This is a genomic window from Rhizobium gallicum bv. gallicum R602sp (assembly GCF_000816845.1).
Taxonomy (GTDB): Bacteria; Pseudomonadota; Alphaproteobacteria; order Rhizobiales; family Rhizobiaceae; genus Rhizobium; species Rhizobium gallicum.
Genome location: NZ_CP006877.1, coordinates 2,123,894 through 2,140,921 on the forward strand (window position 1 = coordinate 2,123,894; position 17,028 = coordinate 2,140,921).

General features: G+C 59.8%; 16 protein-coding genes. 6 read left to right on the forward strand and 10 right to left on the reverse strand.

What is annotated here, in order from left to right:
- Positions 1–139: 139 nt before the first annotated feature.
- Entirely contained in the window at positions 140–1,480 is a 1,341-nt protein-coding gene (locus RGR602_RS10600; RefSeq protein WP_039846785.1) for a TadE/TadG family type IV pilus assembly protein, read from the forward strand.
- A 24-nt stretch (positions 1,481–1,504) separates the two neighbouring features.
- Here RGR602_RS10600 and gor read toward each other — a convergent pair whose 3' ends face one another.
- From gor to rpiA, 3 genes are all read right to left on the reverse strand, one after another.
- A complete protein-coding gene (gene gor / locus RGR602_RS10605; protein ID WP_039845067.1) occupies positions 1,505–2,890 on the reverse strand; it encodes a glutathione-disulfide reductase in 1,386 nt (461 codons plus the stop codon).
- Between the two features lie 111 nt (positions 2,891–3,001).
- Positions 3,002–3,577: a DUF2059 domain-containing protein gene (locus RGR602_RS10610; protein WP_039845068.1), complete on the reverse strand. Its 576-nt coding sequence runs from the start codon at positions 3,575–3,577 to the stop codon at positions 3,002–3,004.
- A 17-nt stretch (positions 3,578–3,594) separates the two neighbouring features.
- Positions 3,595–4,293, reverse strand: coding sequence for a ribose-5-phosphate isomerase RpiA (gene rpiA / locus RGR602_RS10615; RefSeq protein WP_039845069.1), 699 nt, complete (start codon positions 4,291–4,293; stop codon positions 3,595–3,597).
- Positions 4,294–4,436: 143 nt separating this feature from the next.
- On the opposite strand from rpiA, the gene RGR602_RS10620 reads away from it, so the two are divergent.
- Positions 4,437–5,195 carry an HAD family hydrolase gene (locus RGR602_RS10620; protein WP_052451525.1) on the forward strand — a complete coding sequence of 253 codons (759 nt, stop codon included), beginning with the start codon at positions 4,437–4,439 and terminating at the stop codon, positions 5,193–5,195.
- A 675-nt stretch (positions 5,196–5,870) separates the two neighbouring features.
- On the opposite strand, the gene RGR602_RS10625 is transcribed toward RGR602_RS10620, so the two are convergent.
- Complete coding sequence (locus tag RGR602_RS10625; RefSeq protein ID WP_039846787.1) at positions 5,871–7,733, reverse strand: L,D-transpeptidase family protein; 1,863 nt, start codon at positions 7,731–7,733, stop codon at positions 5,871–5,873.
- 407 nt (positions 7,734–8,140) lie between these two features.
- On the opposite strand from RGR602_RS10625, the gene fumC reads away from it, so the two are divergent.
- Complete coding sequence (gene fumC / locus RGR602_RS10630; protein ID WP_039845070.1) at positions 8,141–9,532, forward strand: class II fumarate hydratase; 1,392 nt, start codon at positions 8,141–8,143, stop codon at positions 9,530–9,532.
- Between the two features lie 160 nt (positions 9,533–9,692).
- Here the strand turns inward: fumC and RGR602_RS37065 are convergent, their stop codons facing one another.
- Positions 9,693–9,833 carry a hypothetical protein gene (locus RGR602_RS37065; protein ID WP_170250622.1) on the reverse strand — a complete coding sequence of 47 codons (141 nt, stop codon included), beginning with the start codon at positions 9,831–9,833 and terminating at the stop codon, positions 9,693–9,695.
- Between the two features lie 269 nt (positions 9,834–10,102).
- On the opposite strand from RGR602_RS37065, the gene RGR602_RS10635 reads away from it, so the two are divergent.
- Positions 10,103–11,710, forward strand: coding sequence for a fumarate hydratase (locus RGR602_RS10635; RefSeq protein WP_039845071.1), 1,608 nt, complete (start codon positions 10,103–10,105; stop codon positions 11,708–11,710).
- A 6-nt stretch (positions 11,711–11,716) separates the two neighbouring features.
- On the opposite strand, the gene RGR602_RS37070 is transcribed toward RGR602_RS10635, so the two are convergent.
- Positions 11,717–11,857: a hypothetical protein gene (locus RGR602_RS37070; protein WP_170250620.1), complete on the reverse strand. Its 141-nt coding sequence runs from the start codon at positions 11,855–11,857 to the stop codon at positions 11,717–11,719.
- A 293-nt stretch (positions 11,858–12,150) separates the two neighbouring features.
- Here RGR602_RS37070 and RGR602_RS10640 point away from each other — a divergent pair, with 293 nt between their 5' ends.
- On the forward strand, positions 12,151–13,218 hold the full coding sequence (locus tag RGR602_RS10640; protein ID WP_039845072.1) for a GGDEF domain-containing protein: 1,068 nt from the start codon (positions 12,151–12,153) through the stop codon (positions 13,216–13,218).
- Between the two features lie 24 nt (positions 13,219–13,242).
- Here RGR602_RS10640 and RGR602_RS10645 read toward each other — a convergent pair whose 3' ends face one another.
- Together RGR602_RS10645 and RGR602_RS10650 are read right to left on the reverse strand one after the other, a co-directional pair.
- Positions 13,243–13,854: a pyridoxamine 5'-phosphate oxidase family protein gene (locus RGR602_RS10645; protein WP_039845073.1), complete on the reverse strand. Its 612-nt coding sequence runs from the start codon at positions 13,852–13,854 to the stop codon at positions 13,243–13,245.
- Between the two features lie 51 nt (positions 13,855–13,905).
- Entirely contained in the window at positions 13,906–14,859 is a 954-nt protein-coding gene (locus RGR602_RS10650; protein ID WP_039845074.1) for an alpha/beta hydrolase, read from the reverse strand.
- Between the two features lie 45 nt (positions 14,860–14,904).
- On the opposite strand from RGR602_RS10650, the gene RGR602_RS10655 reads away from it, so the two are divergent.
- Positions 14,905–15,372 (forward strand): MarR family winged helix-turn-helix transcriptional regulator, encoded by a 468-nt coding sequence (locus RGR602_RS10655; protein ID WP_039845075.1) that lies wholly within the window; start codon positions 14,905–14,907, stop codon positions 15,370–15,372.
- A 2-nt stretch (positions 15,373–15,374) separates the two neighbouring features.
- On the opposite strand, the gene RGR602_RS10660 is transcribed toward RGR602_RS10655, so the two are convergent.
- Complete coding sequence (locus RGR602_RS10660; protein ID WP_039845076.1) at positions 15,375–16,565, reverse strand: low temperature requirement protein A; 1,191 nt, start codon at positions 16,563–16,565, stop codon at positions 15,375–15,377.
- 27 nt (positions 16,566–16,592) lie between these two features.
- On the reverse strand, positions 16,593–16,967 hold the full coding sequence (locus tag RGR602_RS10665; protein ID WP_039845077.1) for a gamma-butyrobetaine hydroxylase-like domain-containing protein: 375 nt from the start codon (positions 16,965–16,967) through the stop codon (positions 16,593–16,595).
- Positions 16,968–17,028 lie beyond the last annotated feature (61 nt).

Genomic DNA, 17,028 nt, shown 5'->3' on the forward strand with positions numbered 1-17,028 from the left:
CGCCCTCCGGTTTACGTTACATATACCATGAATTTTTGGGGGTAATTCAGCAATTTGTGTCAAACCCGAAGCTGAAACTGCCCGCCATGAAGAGCGCGCTTTGTCTTCGCCGATGATCGGCCCGATCCTGGGGAATGATATGAAGAAGCTGGCGCGCCGCCTTGTGGGCGATCGTTCGGGAAACTTTGGAATAATGACAGCATTGCTTGCCGTGCCAGTCCTCGGCGCGGCGGGTATGGCAGTCGATTTTGCCCATGCGCTCAGCCTCAGGACCCAGCTCTATGCGGCGGCGGACGCAGCGGCTGTGGGTGCCATTTCCGAGAAATCGCCGGCGGTGGCCAAAGCCATGACCATGCAGGGTGATGGGACCATCACCGTAGGCTCTGAAGACGCACAAAAGATGTTCGTGGGTCAGATGGCCGGCGAAACGAGCGAGTTGCCGATAGATCTTGAAATCAACGTTACGAAGACCGGCAGCGTCATCGAATCACGCGTGGCCTTCAGTGCTGTTATGCCGACCACCTTCATGCAGCTTCTGGGCCGCCAAAACGTCACCATCGGCGGCACCGCGACAGCGCAATACCAGACACCGTCTTACATGGACTTCTACATGCTTCTGGATAACACTCCTTCGATGGGAGTCGCCGCGACGCCGGATGATATCGAGCGAATGAAACATGCCACCAGATTTGGCAACGCTAAGGGCAAGGACGCTAAGTGCGCTTTTGCCTGCCATATCGTCTCCGAGAACGGTGTCGAAGACAAAACCAGCTACTATAACGTCGCACTAAACAACAACATTCCGATACGGATCGATGTGGTTGCGCAGGCGACAAAGGCACTGATGCAGACGGCCGAGCAAACCCAGACGGTTAAGGGGCAGTTCCGCATGGCCGCTTACACCTTCGGCAAGACAGCCCAGGATGCGCAGCTTTTCAAAGTCGCGGAACTGGACGAGAACCTGTCGACAGTCGGCGACGCGACTAAGAATATTAAGCTTATGAGCATCCCCTTTCAGAACTACAACCAAGATCAGCAGACCAGCTTCGACGATGCGCTCACCAAAATCGAAAAAGAGATCAAAGAAATTCCCGGCCAGGGCACGAGTAGCGCGGACCGCCAGAAGATCGTCTTCTTCGTCTCAGATGGTGTGGGTGACCACGCCAAGCCCACAGGTTGCACCAGCCCGAAAGGCAGGGTCAACAGCACTCGCTGCATCGAACCTATCGATACGAAGTTCTGCGAATATCTGAAAAAAAAGAATATCAAGATAGCCGTTCTTTATACGACCTATCTGCCCCTAGAGGACAACGGCTTCTGGAAGGACTGGGTTAAACCGTTCGACGGCAGCATCGCCACCCGAATGCAAGAATGTGCGAGCCCCGGCTACTTTTTCCAGGTGTCCCTGACGCAAGGCATTTCCGAGGCTATGGACACCCTCTTCCACAAGATCGTCAGCACGCCGCGCCTCACCAGGTGATCGAGGCGCCACCCAACGCGAACCTCAAACACGCTCGCCATTCCGGATTCGATAGCTCGGCACATACATCGTCACCAGCTCTTCCGCCGCCGTGGGGTGCACCGCCATGGTGCGGTCGAAATCCTCCTTGGTGCATCCGGCCTTCAGCGTGATCCCGAGGATCTGCGCCATCTCGCCGGCGTCATGCCCGAGGATATGGGCGCCGACGACCTTGCGGCTTTCTGCATCGACGATCAGCTTCATCAGCATCTTTTCGGACCGGCCGGACAGCGTCGCCTTCAGCGGCCGGAACTGCGCCCGGTAGATCTCGAGCTCCCTGTAGCGTTTCGCCGCCTCCTCTTCCGAAAGGCCGACCGTGCCGATCTCGGGCTGGGAGAAGACAGCCGTTGCGATTAGCTCGTGATCCGGCTTCGTCGGATTGTTCTTGTATTCCGTCTCGATGAAGCACATCGCCTCGTGGATCGCGACCGGCGTGAGCTGTACCCTGTCGGTGACATCGCCGAGTGCGTAGATGTTGTCGGCGCTCGTCCGCGAATATTCGTCGACGACGATCGCGCCGCGCTCGTTCGTTTTCACACCTGCCACCTCAAGCCCAAGCCCGTCGGTATTCGGATCACGTCCGAGCGCGAGCAACACGGCGCCGGCATTCAGTGTGCCATTATTCAGGGTCTCGACGGCAAGCCCTTGCTCGCCCTTCGACACCATTTCCAGGGTGTCGCGGCACAGGATGCGAATACCCTTGGCAACCATTGCCTCGTGCAGGCCGCGGCGCAGATCCTGGTCGAAGCGAGAGAGGATTTCCGCCCCGCGGTAGACCAGCGTCGTCTCGACACCCAGTCCATGGAAGATATTGGCAAATTCCACGGCAATATAGCCGCCGCCCGCAATCACGATCGCCTTCGGCAGGTCTTCGAGATGGAACGCCTCGTTGGAGGAAATGCAAAGCTCGTGTCCCGGAAGCGCCGCATGCGGGTTCGGCCGGCCGCCGGTCGCAATGACGATGGTCTTAGCCGTCACCGTCTCACCGGTCTTCACTAGCCGGATCGTATGCGCATCGACGAGCTCGGCGCGCGTCTCGAGGATTTCCGCATCCGCGCCGGAAAGTCCCTTCTTATAGAGCCCCTCCAGCCGCGCGATTTCGGCGTCCTTGGCAGCGATCAGCTTCTTCCAGTCGAAAGAGCTTTCCCCGACCGTCCAGCCGAAGCCGGCGGCATCCTCGAAATGCTCCTGATATTGCGACGCATAGACGAACAACTTCTTGGGCACGCACCCGCGGATGACGCAGGTGCCGCCGTAGCGGTATTCCTCTGCGATCGCGACCTTCTTGCCGAGCGACGCGGCAATGCGCGCGCTTCGCACGCCCCCCGAACCGCCGCCGATGACGAAGAGGTCGTAATCATAGGAAGACATGGACGGGTGCTCCGTTAGGAATCGGCAGGAATGGCTCGATGGATATAGTATCTGCGCCTGCAAAAACAAAAGCCCGGACGATGCCGGGCTCTTGCGATAACATCAGCCGTGTCAGGGCTTTGCAGCAGGAGCAGGCGCACCTGCCGGCTTGTCGCCGGCCGGGGGAGTTTCCGGCACAGGCTCTACCTTGATGACCTTGCTGAGTTCCGTATTGGCATTCTTCTGGAGATCGCGGGCAATGCCCTGCGCCCAGATATCGGCTGCCCTGTTCGTTTCCCGCGAAGCGACGGGGCCGTCCTTCAGAAGCTTCTTGCCGACCGGCGAGTTGTAGAAGTCGGCGATGGCCTTCAGCTCTTCAACCGTGAATGCCTTTGCATAGTTCGTTGCGGCTTCCTTCTCGAGATCGGAGCGGCGCGGTGCGAGCGCCAGAGCCTGTGCGTCGACCGTTGCGCTGATCACGTCTTCGTAGTTCGGCGAATCCTGAATGAGGCCGGCCTTCAGGCGTTCGGCGAGGCCGGGCAGGATATTGTCGAACTGCGCCGTTGCGCCAATGGCGGCAACGGCTGCACGCGCGGCCTTCAACTGCTCGTCGGAAATTTCCTGCGCCTGCGCAGCTGAGCCGAAAGCGATGCCGGAGAGAATAACCGTCGCGGCGGCAAAACGGCCAAGACCTGCAAATTTCTTCATGAGTTTCTGTGCTCCTGTTATCTGTTCGCCTGCAGCGTGCGCGCACCCGCTGGACCCGCGATGATCGCAAGTGACGCCATATTGAGAAAAAGCCCGTGCTCGACGACGCCGGGTATCGAATTCAGCTCGCTCGAAAGCGCGTCTGCATCAGGAATGCGGCCAAAAGATGCGTCGATGATGTAGTGGCCGCCGTCCGTGGTAAATTCTCCGTCACCGGATTGGCGAAGTGTCAGGCTGCCGGTCAGACCGAGCCTGGCAGCCTTCCTTTCGATCGCGATCCGTGTGGAAACGAGACCGAATGGATTGACTTCGATCGGCAGCGGAAACTGGCCGAGCGTCTCGACCAGCTTGCTCTCGTCGGCAATCACGATCACGCGGTCTGAAGCCGCCGCTACGATCTTTTCGCGCAGCAACGCCCCGCCACCGCCCTTGACCAGGCGCAGGCTCGCATCGATTTCGTCGGCGCCGTCGACCGTCAAGTCGAGTTCCGGGAGTTCGTCGAGAGATTTCAGCGGTACGCCGAGTTCGACGCAAAGCCGCGCCGTGCGCTCCGACGTCGGGACACCCTCGACCCTGAAACCACCGGCAACCTTCTCCGCGAGCAGGCGAACGAACTCCTCTGCCGTACTTCCCGTCCCGATCCCGAGGCGCATTCCACTCTCGACGTGGGTAAGAGCCGCCTCGGCGGCCTTGATCTTCATTTCGCGGGCGTCCATGCGCCGCCTACTCCGGTTGTTTCGTTGGATGTGCTGTTTACACGGCTCGTATGGCAAACGAAAGCCAAAATAATAGCAGGAAACCGAAATGCGAAAGCATCGCGCTGCGGCGTTAAGGCCATAGTCTTGGCGTTGCTTTTTCAATGCCCATCACCTACTCCGGGAAGACCGGATTTCATGAAGAGGCAATTTCCTTGACCCCTGCCCTTGTCGTATTCGATCTCGACGGCACGCTGCTCGATACCCATGCCGATCTCGTCGAGAGCCTGAATCTCACGATCGCCGCGCTCGATCTCGCGCCCGTGACTTATGCCGATCTAACCCATCTCGTGGGCCACGGCGCAAAGGTGATGATCGAGCGCGCCTGCAGGCTGCGCGGCCACCCGCTTTCGGAGAGCGAGCTGCCGCCGCTGCTGGAACGCTTCATCGCCCATTACACCGATACGATGCCCGGTCATACACAGCCATATCCCGGCCTGATCGCCGCCATGGATACTTTAAAAATCGAGGGATACAAACTCGCCGTCTGCACCAACAAGCTGGAATCGCTGGCGCTGACGCTTCTGCGGAAACTCCACCTCACCGGTTATTTCGACGCTATCACCGGCGGCGACACCTTTCCGGTCCGCAAACCCGATGCGCAGCACCTGACCGGCACGATCGAACGCGCCGGCGGCATACTGGCACGCAGCATCATGATCGGCGACAGCCTCAACGACATCGCCGTCGCTAGAAACGCCAACGTCCCATCGATCGCCGTCCCCTTCGGCTATTCCGACGTGCCGGTCGAAACGCTGCGCCCCGACCGGATCATCCTGCACTATGACGAACTGACGCCCGAACTCGTCGAAACCGTCATTTGCGATTTTGCGCGGTCGAACGCGGTGGCTGCTTCTCGCTGAAATTCCCGATCAAGCGCGCGGCAAACTCATTTGGACCGCAGCTCCACTATATGTCGATTTATTCGAACTTCCTCGCGCGTGCTCTCAAATATGAATGCCTTTGAACAGAGTGCTTGCAAGACGGTCAGCGACCCGGAGCCGGGTCAGCCGATTTAGGGGAGCTTGGACCGCGATGTCGGTGGCAATGGCGATCCACAACGCAATGAAGAATGGGCCAGGTGCAGATCCTTGGGTTCGGAAAAGTGGAACTATCCCCAAGTCACGGTTAGGTTTCCGCCGCTGCGCCACGCAATACTTCGTCGACCGAAACGTTGAAACGCGCATAGTCAGTCAAGAAACCAGAGATATCCCCGAGGACCTTCCGCATATCGAAAGTACGGGAAAGCGTTCTCGCACGACTGGATCAAGAACGATCTCGTAGCCTGGAAAATTCTGCCGATAACCGCCACGTCGGCGAATACAACATCGTGAAGGTCGATGGCGGCTTGCATCACTACATGGCTGGCTGATCCGCCCGTAAGTATTGCGCCAAGATTCAAGAATGCAGCAGGCCAAAAGCCCCGCGTCCTCATCCCCGCTTCGGACTCGTCGCACTCCTGCTCTCGGGTGCGGCACGGAGCACTTCGCGCCGGCGGCGATCCCGAAGACCGCCGCCCCATTCCCGATCGAAAACAATCAGATCTGAGCGTCCCGCGCCTTCGTCGTCGTCTCGAATGCCTTCTCGACATAAGCATCGCGGCCATAGACATCGTCGAAATATTCCACGACCCCGTCCTTGTTTGGCCATGCCGTGAAGTAGGACACGTAGACCGGAATTTTCTGCGGAACCGAGACCGCCTTGTTCTGGCCAGCGGCGATCTGCCTTGCCACATCGGCGACGCTCGTGTTGAGCACGGCCGCCGCCATCGCGCGCGGATCGGCAAGACGCACGCAGCCATGGCTCAGCGCCCGCATGTCGCGCTTGAAGAAGCTCTTCGAGGGCGTGTCGTGCATGTAGATCGCATGGCTGTTCGGGAACAGTATCTTCAATTCGCCCAAGGCATTGTCGCCGCTCGGCGGTTGGCGCACGGAGACATTGGAGGTCGAGCCGTACCAATCGACGCTGGACGACGGAACCGCATGGCCGTTGATCGCTACTTCATAGCCGAGACGGTCGAGATAATTCGGGTCGGCGCGCAGCTTCGGCAGCATTTCGTTGATAATGATCGACTGCGGAACGCCCCAGAACGGATTGAACTCGACGGTCTCGATCTCATCCTGGAAGAAATAGGTCTGGTTGGATTTCTGACCGACCACGACGCGCATCGACAACTGTTCCTTGTTGTCGTTGTGGTAGTAGACCATAAAGGCCGGCTGGTTGATGAAGACGTAGCGCGAGCCGAGATCTTCCGGCAGCCAGCGCGCCTGCTCCATCGCGACGGTGAGCTTGTCGATCTTCGAAGCGTTGCTGTCGCCGCCAGTCATGATGCGGACGGTCGCCTGGCCGATTACGCCGTCCGGCTTCAGATTATGTTCCTTCTGGAAACTCTCGACCAGCGAAACGAGCTCGGGCGAGTAGACGAAGCCGCCGCTATAGGCGGCAAGCGTTGCCGCATGCTGCGCCTTCAGCGCTTCTGAGGCGTGCTTGCCGATGGCCTTGACGATATTGGCGACTTCCGGCGAGCTGTCGCCCGGGCGCAGCAGCCGATCGAGCGAGATCGTGATCGGCTCGTCGCCAGCCGTCTCGGCCTTGAGCTTGTCGAGTTCCTCCTTGAGTGCCGCGAATTGCGGGCCATCCGGCGTGCGGCTGGTCAGATAGGCGCCGATATCCGGGCTCATGCGTGCAAGCTTCAGAACCGGACCGAGGTTGACCTGCTTGCGCCTGAAATCGTGGTAGCCCGAAATCTTGTTCGGATCGATGCGTCCGCGCACCGTATCCTGGACATAGGCGAGCACCTTCGAGGAAAGCTGCAGCTCGAACTGCGTAAGAGCGCGGTCGCGGGCGGCCGGATCCGGATTGGACGGGTCGACGGCCGGCAGGTCGACGGTGTAGTCGGCCGGGTCGAGGCCGACGGAACCGACACCGGAAAGGAAACTCATCGCCGCCTTGGCACGATCGTTGATCTCTGCGCCGGTCAGCCAGACAAAGGGGTTCTTGGAGCTGCCGTAATAGGCTTCGAGAGCCTTTGCGACGTTTACGTCGGCGCGAACCTTCGCTTCGGCGAGGAACTGGCGTTCGACGACGACCGGCCCCATGGCCGCTTCACCGGACGCAGACGCGATCGCACCCGTCACCGTCGGCTCGGCAAACTTGGCGATATTGACGAAGCGCATCGCGTCCGGCTTGTAGGTATAGTAGCGCGGACCGCTGACCTTCGGTAGCGGCATGGCCGGCATTTCGCCGAACTCGCCTGGATTGGCGGGATTGATGATCGGGGTCCGCTCGCGGTGGCCGCGGATCATGTCCATCAGCGTATAAGCATGCGCCGGCGCGGCCATCGCCGCAAATCCGCAGGAAAGTGCCAGTGCGGAGACCGCACCCTTGAAAAACGATGTCATGCTTTTTTCCAGTCCCAGTATCACGCTGTCCTTGGCATAGGCGAAGCCCATATCAAAATTCATATAGTCTGGCTTTCCCGGTCCATTGGCAGAAACCGGCTCCGAGCGCCAGAAGCACCGGCACAACTTGTGTGACGCCGTCAAAGCGTGCCGCCGGCAAGCAGTTCACACAAAATTATGAAATTATTAGTTAATTTTTTACCGAATTTCGCGCGATTGCCACAGTGGTCAAACGCGCCCTCCAGGCATAAAGTTTCAAGCGTGTCCTAAAAACCACGAAGAACGCCTAAAACATGAATAATGCTGTCATATTTCGTCTCCGGCCCGGTTTTCTTGAGGTCCGTTCGGACCTATAAGACCGACCTGAAACGAACGCGCTCCGGCGAATGCGACAGGAAGGCATGGCTATGACCTCGACCCGTACCGAAACAGATACCTTTGGCCCGATCGACGTGGCGGGCGACCGATATTGGGGCGCCCAGGCGCAGCGCTCGCTCGGCAATTTCAAGATCGGTTGGGAAAAGCAGCCGCTATCGATCGTGCGCGCCCTCGGCATCGTCAAGCAGGCAGCCGCCAGGGTGAACATGGAACTCGGCCAGCTCGATCCGGCAATCGGCAAGGCGATCGTCGACGCCGCTCAAGAAGTCATCGACGGCAAGCTCAACGAGCATTTCCCGCTCGTCGTCTGGCAGACAGGTTCGGGCACGCAGTCGAACATGAACGCCAACGAGGTGATCTCCAATCGGGCGATCGAAATGCTTGGCGGCGTCATGGGGTCCAAGAAGCCGGTGCATCCGAACGACCACGTCAACATGAGCCAGTCTTCGAACGATACATACCCGACAGCCATGCACGTCGCCTGCGCCGAGCAGATCGCCCACCACCTGCTGCCGGCCTTGAAGCACCTGCATGCGGCCCTCGACATGAAGGTCGTCGAGTTCAACCACATCATCAAAATCGGCCGCACGCATACCCAGGACGCGACGCCGCTGACGCTCGGGCAGGAGTTCTCCGGCTATGCGGCCCAGGTCGGCTCCGCCATCAAGCGCATCGAGCTGACGCTTCCCGGCCTTTGCGAACTGGCGCAGGGCGGCACCGCCGTCGGCACCGGGCTCAACGCGCCAGTCGGCTTTGCGGAAAAGGTGGCGGAGGAGATCGCGAAGATTTCCGATATGCCGTTTGTCACGGCGCCCAACAAGTTCGAGGCGCTTGCCTCCCATGACAGCATGGTTTTCAGCCACGGCGCCATCAATGCCGCAGCAGCCGCCCTCTTCAAGATCGCCAACGACATCCGCCTGCTCGGCTCCGGCCCACGTGCCGGCCTCGGCGAGCTGTCGCTGCCGGAAAACGAACCGGGCTCGTCGATCATGCCGGGCAAGGTCAACCCGACGCAGTGCGAGGCGCTGACGCAGGTCTGCGCCCACGTCTTCGGCAATCACGCCGCCCTCACCTTCGCAGGCAGCCAGGGTCATTTCGAGCTCAACGTCTATAACCCGATGATGGCCTATAATTTCCTGCAGTCCGTCCAGCTTCTCGGCGATGCGGCTATTTCCTTCACCGACAACTGCGTCGTCGGGATCGAGGCCCGCGAAGACAATATCAAGGCCGGCCTGGAGCGTTCGCTGATGCTCGTCACCGCGCTTGCCCCGACGATCGGCTACGACAACGCCGCCAAGATCGCCAAGACGGCGCACAAGAACGGCACGACGTTGAAGGAAGAAGCACTCGCAAGCGGGCTCGTCACCTCCGAACAGTACGACGAGATCGTCCGCCCCGAGCAGATGATCGGCCCGAAATAAGCCGGCGCGATCTCGTCCGCCAGACCTGTCCGGCAGTCGAAAGCTGATGGGCGATCGCCCTGAAACCAGCTGGCCGAAAAAAGGCTCGCAGAGAACTGTCACGATTGGCCCGTTTGCGGGCCGGGCGGGTTTCTACTGGCTGCCGGAAGCTCCGGCCCCTTCAAGGACCGGCATAGAAAACCTCGGCAGGATTAAGCCTTGCAAGGATTTCCGTGTAGAAGGGGCCGGTCGGATAACCGCTCCCTTTGCCGAAGACGATTGCAGCGCTGCTGACGATGACGAGAACCATCGCTGACGACAAAAAGTGATGATGCTGAGACCTTTGTATCGTTGTATCTCTTTGCTCAACCTGTTCGGCGTTCTGCCCGGCCCTGATATCTGTGCTCGCTGAAATCCGGTTTAAAGCCCGTATAATCGCAACTGATCATGCATGAACGCCGAATAATCACGCCGCTGTGGTCGTCATACTGACGGGGAGCAACTATGCCTGCTTGACGATTGCATTTGCGGTTCGCCCGATTTAGATCGGTTCCAAACTGTGCGATGCCAATCTCAAGAAAGGTCACTTCGATGGCTGACGATCTCTTCCCGCTCGGCAAGGACACCACCCCTTACCGCAAGATCAGCAGCGACCACGTCTCTGTTGACAGCTTCAGGGGACAAGAGATCCTGACGGTAGAACCAGAGGGCATGCGGCTGCTTGCCGAAACTGCCTTTGCCGACATCAACCATTTGCTGCGGCCCGGCCACCTGAAGCAGCTTGCCGCCATCCTCGACGATCCGGAAGCAACCGAAAACGATCGTTTCGTCGCCTACGACCTTTTGAAAAACGCCAATATCGCCGCAAGCGGCATCCTCCCAATGTGCCAGGACACGGGTACTGCGATCATCATGGGCAAGAAGGGCCGCCGGGTGTGGACCGAAGGCGGCGATTACACAGCGCTCGCACAGGGCGTGATGGATGCCTATGAGAAGAAGAACCTGCGCTATTCGCAACTCGCGCCTCTCAAGATGTTTGAGGAGAAAAACACCAAGAACAACCTGCCCGCCCAGATCGACATTTATGAGGAAGGCACAGATTCCTACGATTTCCTCTTCGTCGCCAAGGGCGGCGGTTCGGCCAACAAGACCTTCCTCTATCAGGGCACGCCGTCGCTTCTGACGCATGACCGCATGATCGACTTCCTCAAGGAAAAGATCCTGACGCTGGGGACGGCAGCCTGCCCCCCCTACCATCTGGCGATCGTCATCGGCGGCACCTCGGCCGAAATGAACCTCAAGACCGTCAAGCTCGCTTCGACACGTTACCTCGACGCCCTGCCGACGGAAGGCTCCGAGAGTGGCCACGCCTTCCGCGATGTCGAGATGGAAAGGGAAGTCCACAAGCTGACGCAGCAAATGGGCGTCGGCGCCCAGTTCGGCGGCAAATATTTCTGTCACGACGTGCGCGTCATCCGCCTGCCCCGCCACGGTGCATCGCTGCCGATCGGCCTCGGCGTTTCGTGTTCGGCCGATCGTCAAGCCAAGGGCAAGATCAGCCGCGAGGGCATTTTTGTCGAACAGCTGGAAACCGATCCGTCCAAATATATGCCGGCGATCGACGAGACGAAGCTGTCGGATTCGGTGGTCCGCATCGACCTCAACCAGTCGATGGCCGACATCCTTGCCGAATTGACGAGGCATCCGGTCAAGACCCGCCTGTCGCTGACGGGAACGATCATCGTCGCGCGCGACCTTGCCCATGCGAAAATCCGCGAACGCCTAGACAAGGGTGAAGGCATGCCGGACTACATGAAGAACCACCCGGTTTATTATGCCGGTCCGGCAAAGACGCCAGTCGGCTACGCCTCGGGCTCCTTCGGCCCGACCACCGCCGGCCGCATGGACAGCTATGTCGACCAGTTCCAGGCCTTCGGCGGCTCGATGGTGATGCTTGCCAAGGGCAACCGTTCCCGCGCCGTGCGCGAGGCCTGCAAGGCGCATGGCGGCTTCTATCTCGGCTCGATCGGCGGCCCGGCCGCCCGCTTGGCGCAGGATTGCATCAAGAAGGTCGACGTCCTGGAATATCCCGAACTCGGCATGGAGGCCGTCTGGAGGATCGAGGTCGTGGATTTCCCGGCCTTCATCGTCATCGACGACAAAGGCAACGACTTCTTCCAGGAACTCAATCTGGGCTGAGTGCCGTCAATGAACCACGGCGGTCTTGCGCGGATCGACCTCCTGGGTGCTGGCCAGGCTATTCAAAGCCTGAAAATCGGCAGCGCCCAGCGATTCTTCGGCGCTTACGCTGGCGAGGATATCGGTGCGGAACGCGCCCTCGTGCACCTCGCCCACCGTTTACAAAAGAGTACATTTTCGACACCAACTGTCAACAAATTGGAGACGATCAAAAACAATCGTCGGAAATGCTGCATAGTTTGGAGTTTTTGCGGAAAATGCGCAAAAATTTGAGGAGTACTCGGGTTTTCGCCCTAGATTTCCGTCGCCTAGTATTTCATCGCCGGCAGACTAGAATACTCGCATCTAATCTTTAGTATATATGCCTTTAATCCTTTCCCAACGAATTTAAGCTACTGAATAGAAGATTGCCTTCGAAATCTCATTGAGGAGTATGCCGAATGACTGCGGCTGCAGCGCCAAAGGCGCAGGTTCCCGACGTGGCAGGTCAGATCACCTATGCCATGCGCTCGATGGGGGTCGCGCCAATCCCGCGCAATTACGAGCTCTTCTATGAGGCCTATATCGGCTCCAACCCCGCCTTGACGCGCGACCTTGCCGCCCTTGGCAGCCAGGCCAGCCAGGAAGAACTCGACGCGCTCGGCGCGCAGCATTTCACCCATTCGCCCGCCCGTGTCTTGGACGACGCCCACACGCGCATCGCCGCGGAGCTCGAAGGGCTACTGCGCGTCCTGCGCCAGGAGCAGACCTCGCTCGAAAGTTACAACAAGCTGCTCGGCGAAACCTGCAAGCGCATCAATTCCAAGAGTGCCGCCAGCCTCGAACTCATAGAAAACGCCATCACTATTCTCACCGAGGCGACCGGCGATACGATGGCGCATGGCGAAAGGACTGTGGAGAACGTCGCCCAGCGCTCGCAGGAGATGGACCGGGTCCGCAAGGAACTCGATGAATACAAGCGCATAGCCAATACCGACTCGCTGACGCGCCTTTCCAACCGCCGGGCCTTCGACGATCGCCTCGCCGCCGTCTTCGACAATCCGGCACTGAAGCCCATCACCGCGCTGGTACTTGCCGATATCGACAATTTCAAGAAGATCAACGACACCTACGGCCATCCGGTCGGCGACAAGATCCTCGCGACCGTCGCCTCCGTCATCCGCGCCAATGTCCGCCGCGATATCTTCGTCGCTCGCACCGGTGGTGAAGAGTTCGCGCTGATCGTCGACGGCAATACGCCGGAGGAAGTGATGAGCATGGCGGAGCGCATCCGCCGCACGCTCGAGGCGACTCCCTTCAAGAATTCCCGCACTCGCGTGAATTATGGCCCCGTGACCGTCTCCATGGGTGTGTGCATGGCATCGAACGCCGACGATCCGGGCGAGCTTTACTACAAGACCGACATCGCTCTCTACGGCGCAAAGAACGCCGGGCGCAACTGCTGCATCCTCTATCAGGATGGGATGCAGAAAGACTTCAGCAAGAGCTGGCTGATCTACAAGTCGTAGCAGTCACCATTCGGTGACGGCTGCCTACCACATCGTCTTTGCCGCACGGCCCGCCCACTCCCGGTCGTAGGTATCGTGATCGAAATCTTCGGCCGCCGCCTTGAGCATCAGGCCGGGGGTCGGCAGCTTCGCCGGATCGGCAAAGTTCTCCGGGTTCCAAAGCTGCGCTCGCATAAGAGCGCGGGCGCACTGGAAATAGACCTCGTCGACGGTGATCACCACGATGGTGCGCGGGTGCTTACCATCCATCTCGAAACTTTCGAGCAGCGTCTCGTCGTTCGACACCATCCCACGGCCGTTGATGCGCATCGTCGTGTTCGAACCCGGCACCAGGAACATGAGCGCAAGGCGCGGATCGCGCACGATATTTGAAAGCGAATCAACGCGGTTGTTGCCGCGCCAGTCGGGCAGATGCAGCGTCTTTTCGTCGATCACCCGCACGACACCGCCGATGTCGCCGCGCGGCGAGCAGTCGAGCCCTTCCGGCCCGACGGTCGCCAGCGCCATGAAGGGCGAAGCTTCGATCATCTGGCGGTAGGGCGGCGTCAGCACCCTCGTCACCTTGGCAACGGACGCCTGCGTCAGACCTCCCCCATAGATTTTGCCGAGTTCCTCAACCGTCCTGATGATTTTCATGATCGCCCTGCCAACGCTTCAAAGACCGCCCACTAGCCGCCCGAAATGACGCTACAATGACGCCCGTTTGCCCGGAAGCTCAAAAAGCGGAATGATCTCAGCATCATTTTTGATGGGATCATCTGCAAGGAAACGCTGGATCTCCGCAAGTACCGGCTCGGCGCTGACGATCCGCCGGTGGCCGAAGCCGTTGGCCCAGAAGAGCCGCACGCTCCTGCCCGAGGCGGCGTAGCGCCGCGCATGATTAGCGCTGACTTCCTTGTCGTCTTCCGCGTGGATCACCAGCATCGGGCGCGCCATTGTTGCAGCCGCCTCCCCCGCATCGAAATCCTCCAGTCTCCGGCCGGTCAGCCGATGCACCTCACCCTCAAGCGCCGCCTGCGCCGCCTTATCGAGGCCGACCATCCTGCCGAAGCCGGCAAACAGCCATTTCATCTCGCTCGGCGAGCCGATCGTGACGATCTTTCCGGCCGACAGCGCTTCGATTTCAGGCAGCAGGCCGGCGGCCGAAACCATCAGGGCCGCGCCGCCGAAGGAATGGCCGACTGTCGCGTCGAATGGCCCGAACCGCACCTCGGCTGCGGCGATCGTCTCTACGGCAAGCCCCATATGCAGAAAGCGTCCGCCTGCGCGCCCGTGGCCCGGAAAATCGACGCCGATCACCTCCGCGCCGCTTGCGGCAAGCGCACCGATCAGATCGGTCATGTATTCCATGCTCGACCCCCAGCCGTGCGTCACAAGGTAACGCTGCCGCCTGCCGGCAGCACCGCCGTTGATCCGGTAGGCATGCGCCCGCCGTCCACCCACAAGGCGAAACTCGATTCGCTCCGCCGATTGCAGGAAAGCCCGGCCTGCCGCATGCGCCGCTCTGGCCTTTGCGCCCTTTGGCTTTGCGGACGGCGTCAGGCAGAACAGCCGGAACGCCGTCTTGCCCGCAAGAAGCGGTGAAACCGCCTGCAACAGCGAAAATCCGAGGCGGGTGACCTTCAGTGCAAAGTTTGGCATAGTGGGAATCCAATAATGTTCAACACTGAACAATAAAGTACAACGATGAACAAAAAACAATCCCTTCCTTGGGATCATCCGCGTTTTCGCAGCTGGATCGCCGTCGCCCGCGCCTGCCAGTTGATGCAGCAATCCTTGGGCCGATCGCTGGCAGAGCTCGATATCAAGACCCCGCATCTCGATATTCTGATCAATCTTTATCGCTTCGAGGGCATCTCGCAGCAGGAGCTTGCCCGCAAGCTCCTCGTCGGCCGCTCCAATATGAGCATGCTGCTGCCACAGATGGAAAAACGCGGCCTGATTAAGCGCTGCGGCGACGACAAGGACAAGCGCGTGCTGCGGCTCTATCTGACACCCGAGGGCCGCAGCCTCACCGAGCGCGCCATGGTGATCCAGACCGACCTGATCGAGCGGGTGCTGTCCCCCGAGCCGATAGAGCAGTGCATGGCCATGGCAAGCTCGATGGAACGGATCATCGGCGTGCTGCAGCAGGATCTGCGCGACGAGGATTGATGTCAGTGCAGCGTGCGCCCGGCCGGCCGCCCGGCAAGCGATCTGTATTCCCATGCGGCAACGACGATCAACACCAGCGTCGCCAGAATGCCCATCACATAGACTTCGAGCACCGGTGCCAGGAACGCCAAAAGGACCAGCAGCACAAGACCCGCGATATGCGAAAGCGGCGCTCGCCCGCTCGTCGCGCCCTTGAACCAGAGATTGCCAACAAGGAAAAGGCCCGAGCCACCGAGGATCGCAGCCATCACGCCGACATCGCCCTTGTCGTGGGGATGCGAGAACATGAACTCGACGGCCACCGCATGCACGATGATGCCGGCGAGAATCGGAATATGCGCATAGGTGAAAGCCTGCCGCGCAAGGCGGCCCGGCGTCTCGTCATGCTCGATCCGGTGTGCGGCCCGCTGATGCCCGAACCGGAAATAGAGCCACCACATCGCGACCGTTCCAACAAAGCCCGTGACGAAAACGGCGGTCGTCAGACCGGAAAACGGCAGTTCCGAAAAGGTGCGGCCGGAAACGAGGATCGCTTCGCCGAGGCAGATGATGATAAACAGCGCGCAACGCTCCGCCATGTGGGCGCCCGAGACATCCCAGTCCGCCGCCGTCGACTTGCCCAGCCCCGGCACGAAGAAACCTGAGGCCGGACCCGCATAATCGATGAGGAGCGCAATAATCCATGTAATCAACCGCCCCTCATGCTCCAGAAAACCGCCGGCGATCCAGAAAACGCCGGCAACCGCAAGCCATGTGCTGATGCGGATGAAGTTCAAATAGTTCGAGCGGCCGGCATCCTTCATCGCATAGAGCGCAAAAAACGACCGTCCGACCTGCATCAGCACGTAGGCCGCCGCAAAAAGCAGTCCCTTGTCGCCGAAAGCTTCGGGAATCGAAGCCGAAAGCACCAATCCGAGCAGCATCAGAGCAACGAGCATGCCGCGCACCGGCATCTTTTCGGGATCGAGCCAGTTCGTTACCCAGGCCGTAAAGACCCAGACCCACCAGACGGCGAAGGTCATCAGCGCCGCTTCGACAGCGCCAAGCAGCGTGTAGTGGGCCGCCAGCGCGTGGGAAAGCTGTGAAATGGAAAAGACGAACACCAGGTCGAAGAAGAGTTCGAGAAAGCTGACCTTGCTGTCGGCCGGACTTCCCTTCGAACGCAGCCAGTTTTTACCTGTGGTTCCCGCCATTTCCCCCCCCTTATGGCTGTTGATCGCTCAGCGCGGCTTTTCCGCGACCTCGCGGCTCATGCCCTTCTCGCCGAGTTCCTTCTCGTATTCCGCAAAAAGCTCCTCGCCACGCTCGCCGAGCTCGCGCAGATAGACCCAGGTGAAGATGCCCGTATCGTGCATGTCGTCGAAGCCGATGCGCACGGCATAATTGCCGGTCGGCGTCATAGAGATGATCGCGACGTTGCGCTTGCCGGGAACCGTCAACTTCTGCCCCGGCCCATGGCCCTGCACTTCTGCCGAGGGCGAAAGCACACGTAACATTTCGGCCGAAATATCAAAGCTCTGGCCGTCGTTGAAGGTCACGGTCAGACGCTGCCGGTCCTTCGAGACACGCAGTTCAGTGGGCCAGATATCGCTCATCGCTCCCTCCAATTGTCACAGAGCAGTAGGCAATCGAGCATTTCGAGGCAAGCTCAATTTA

What these genes read in the sequence shown, in the direction of transcription:
- fumC (WP_039845070.1), top strand. Translation starts at nt 8,141, where the DNA reads ATGACCTCGACCCGTACCGAAACAGATACCTTTGGCCCGATCGACGTG.
- RGR602_RS10640 (WP_039845072.1), top strand. Translation starts at nt 12,151, where the DNA reads ATGACTGCGGCTGCAGCGCCAAAGGCGCAGGTTCCCGACGTGGCAGGT.
- RGR602_RS10645 (WP_039845073.1), bottom strand. Translation starts at nt 13,854, where the DNA reads ATGAAAATCATCAGGACGGTTGAGGAACTCGGCAAAATCTATGGGGGA.
- rpiA (WP_039845069.1), bottom strand. Translation starts at nt 4,293, where the DNA reads ATGGACGCCCGCGAAATGAAGATCAAGGCCGCCGAGGCGGCTCTTACC.
- RGR602_RS10660 (WP_039845076.1), bottom strand. Translation starts at nt 16,565, where the DNA reads ATGGCGGGAACCACAGGTAAAAACTGGCTGCGTTCGAAGGGAAGTCCG.
- RGR602_RS10625 (WP_039846787.1), bottom strand. Translation starts at nt 7,733, where the DNA reads ATGACATCGTTTTTCAAGGGTGCGGTCTCCGCACTGGCACTTTCCTGC.
- RGR602_RS10620 (WP_052451525.1), top strand. Translation starts at nt 4,437, where the DNA reads ATGCCCATCACCTACTCCGGGAAGACCGGATTTCATGAAGAGGCAATT.
- RGR602_RS10655 (WP_039845075.1), top strand. Translation starts at nt 14,905, where the DNA reads ATGAACAAAAAACAATCCCTTCCTTGGGATCATCCGCGTTTTCGCAGC.
- RGR602_RS10665 (WP_039845077.1), bottom strand. Translation starts at nt 16,967, where the DNA reads ATGAGCGATATCTGGCCCACTGAACTGCGTGTCTCGAAGGACCGGCAG.
- RGR602_RS10635 (WP_039845071.1), top strand. Translation starts at nt 10,103, where the DNA reads ATGGCTGACGATCTCTTCCCGCTCGGCAAGGACACCACCCCTTACCGC.
- RGR602_RS10610 (WP_039845068.1), bottom strand. Translation starts at nt 3,577, where the DNA reads ATGAAGAAATTTGCAGGTCTTGGCCGTTTTGCCGCCGCGACGGTTATT.
- gor (WP_039845067.1), bottom strand. Translation starts at nt 2,890, where the DNA reads ATGTCTTCCTATGATTACGACCTCTTCGTCATCGGCGGCGGTTCGGGG.
- RGR602_RS10650 (WP_039845074.1), bottom strand. Translation starts at nt 14,859, where the DNA reads ATGCCAAACTTTGCACTGAAGGTCACCCGCCTCGGATTTTCGCTGTTG.
- RGR602_RS10600 (WP_039846785.1), top strand. Translation starts at nt 140, where the DNA reads ATGAAGAAGCTGGCGCGCCGCCTTGTGGGCGATCGTTCGGGAAACTTT.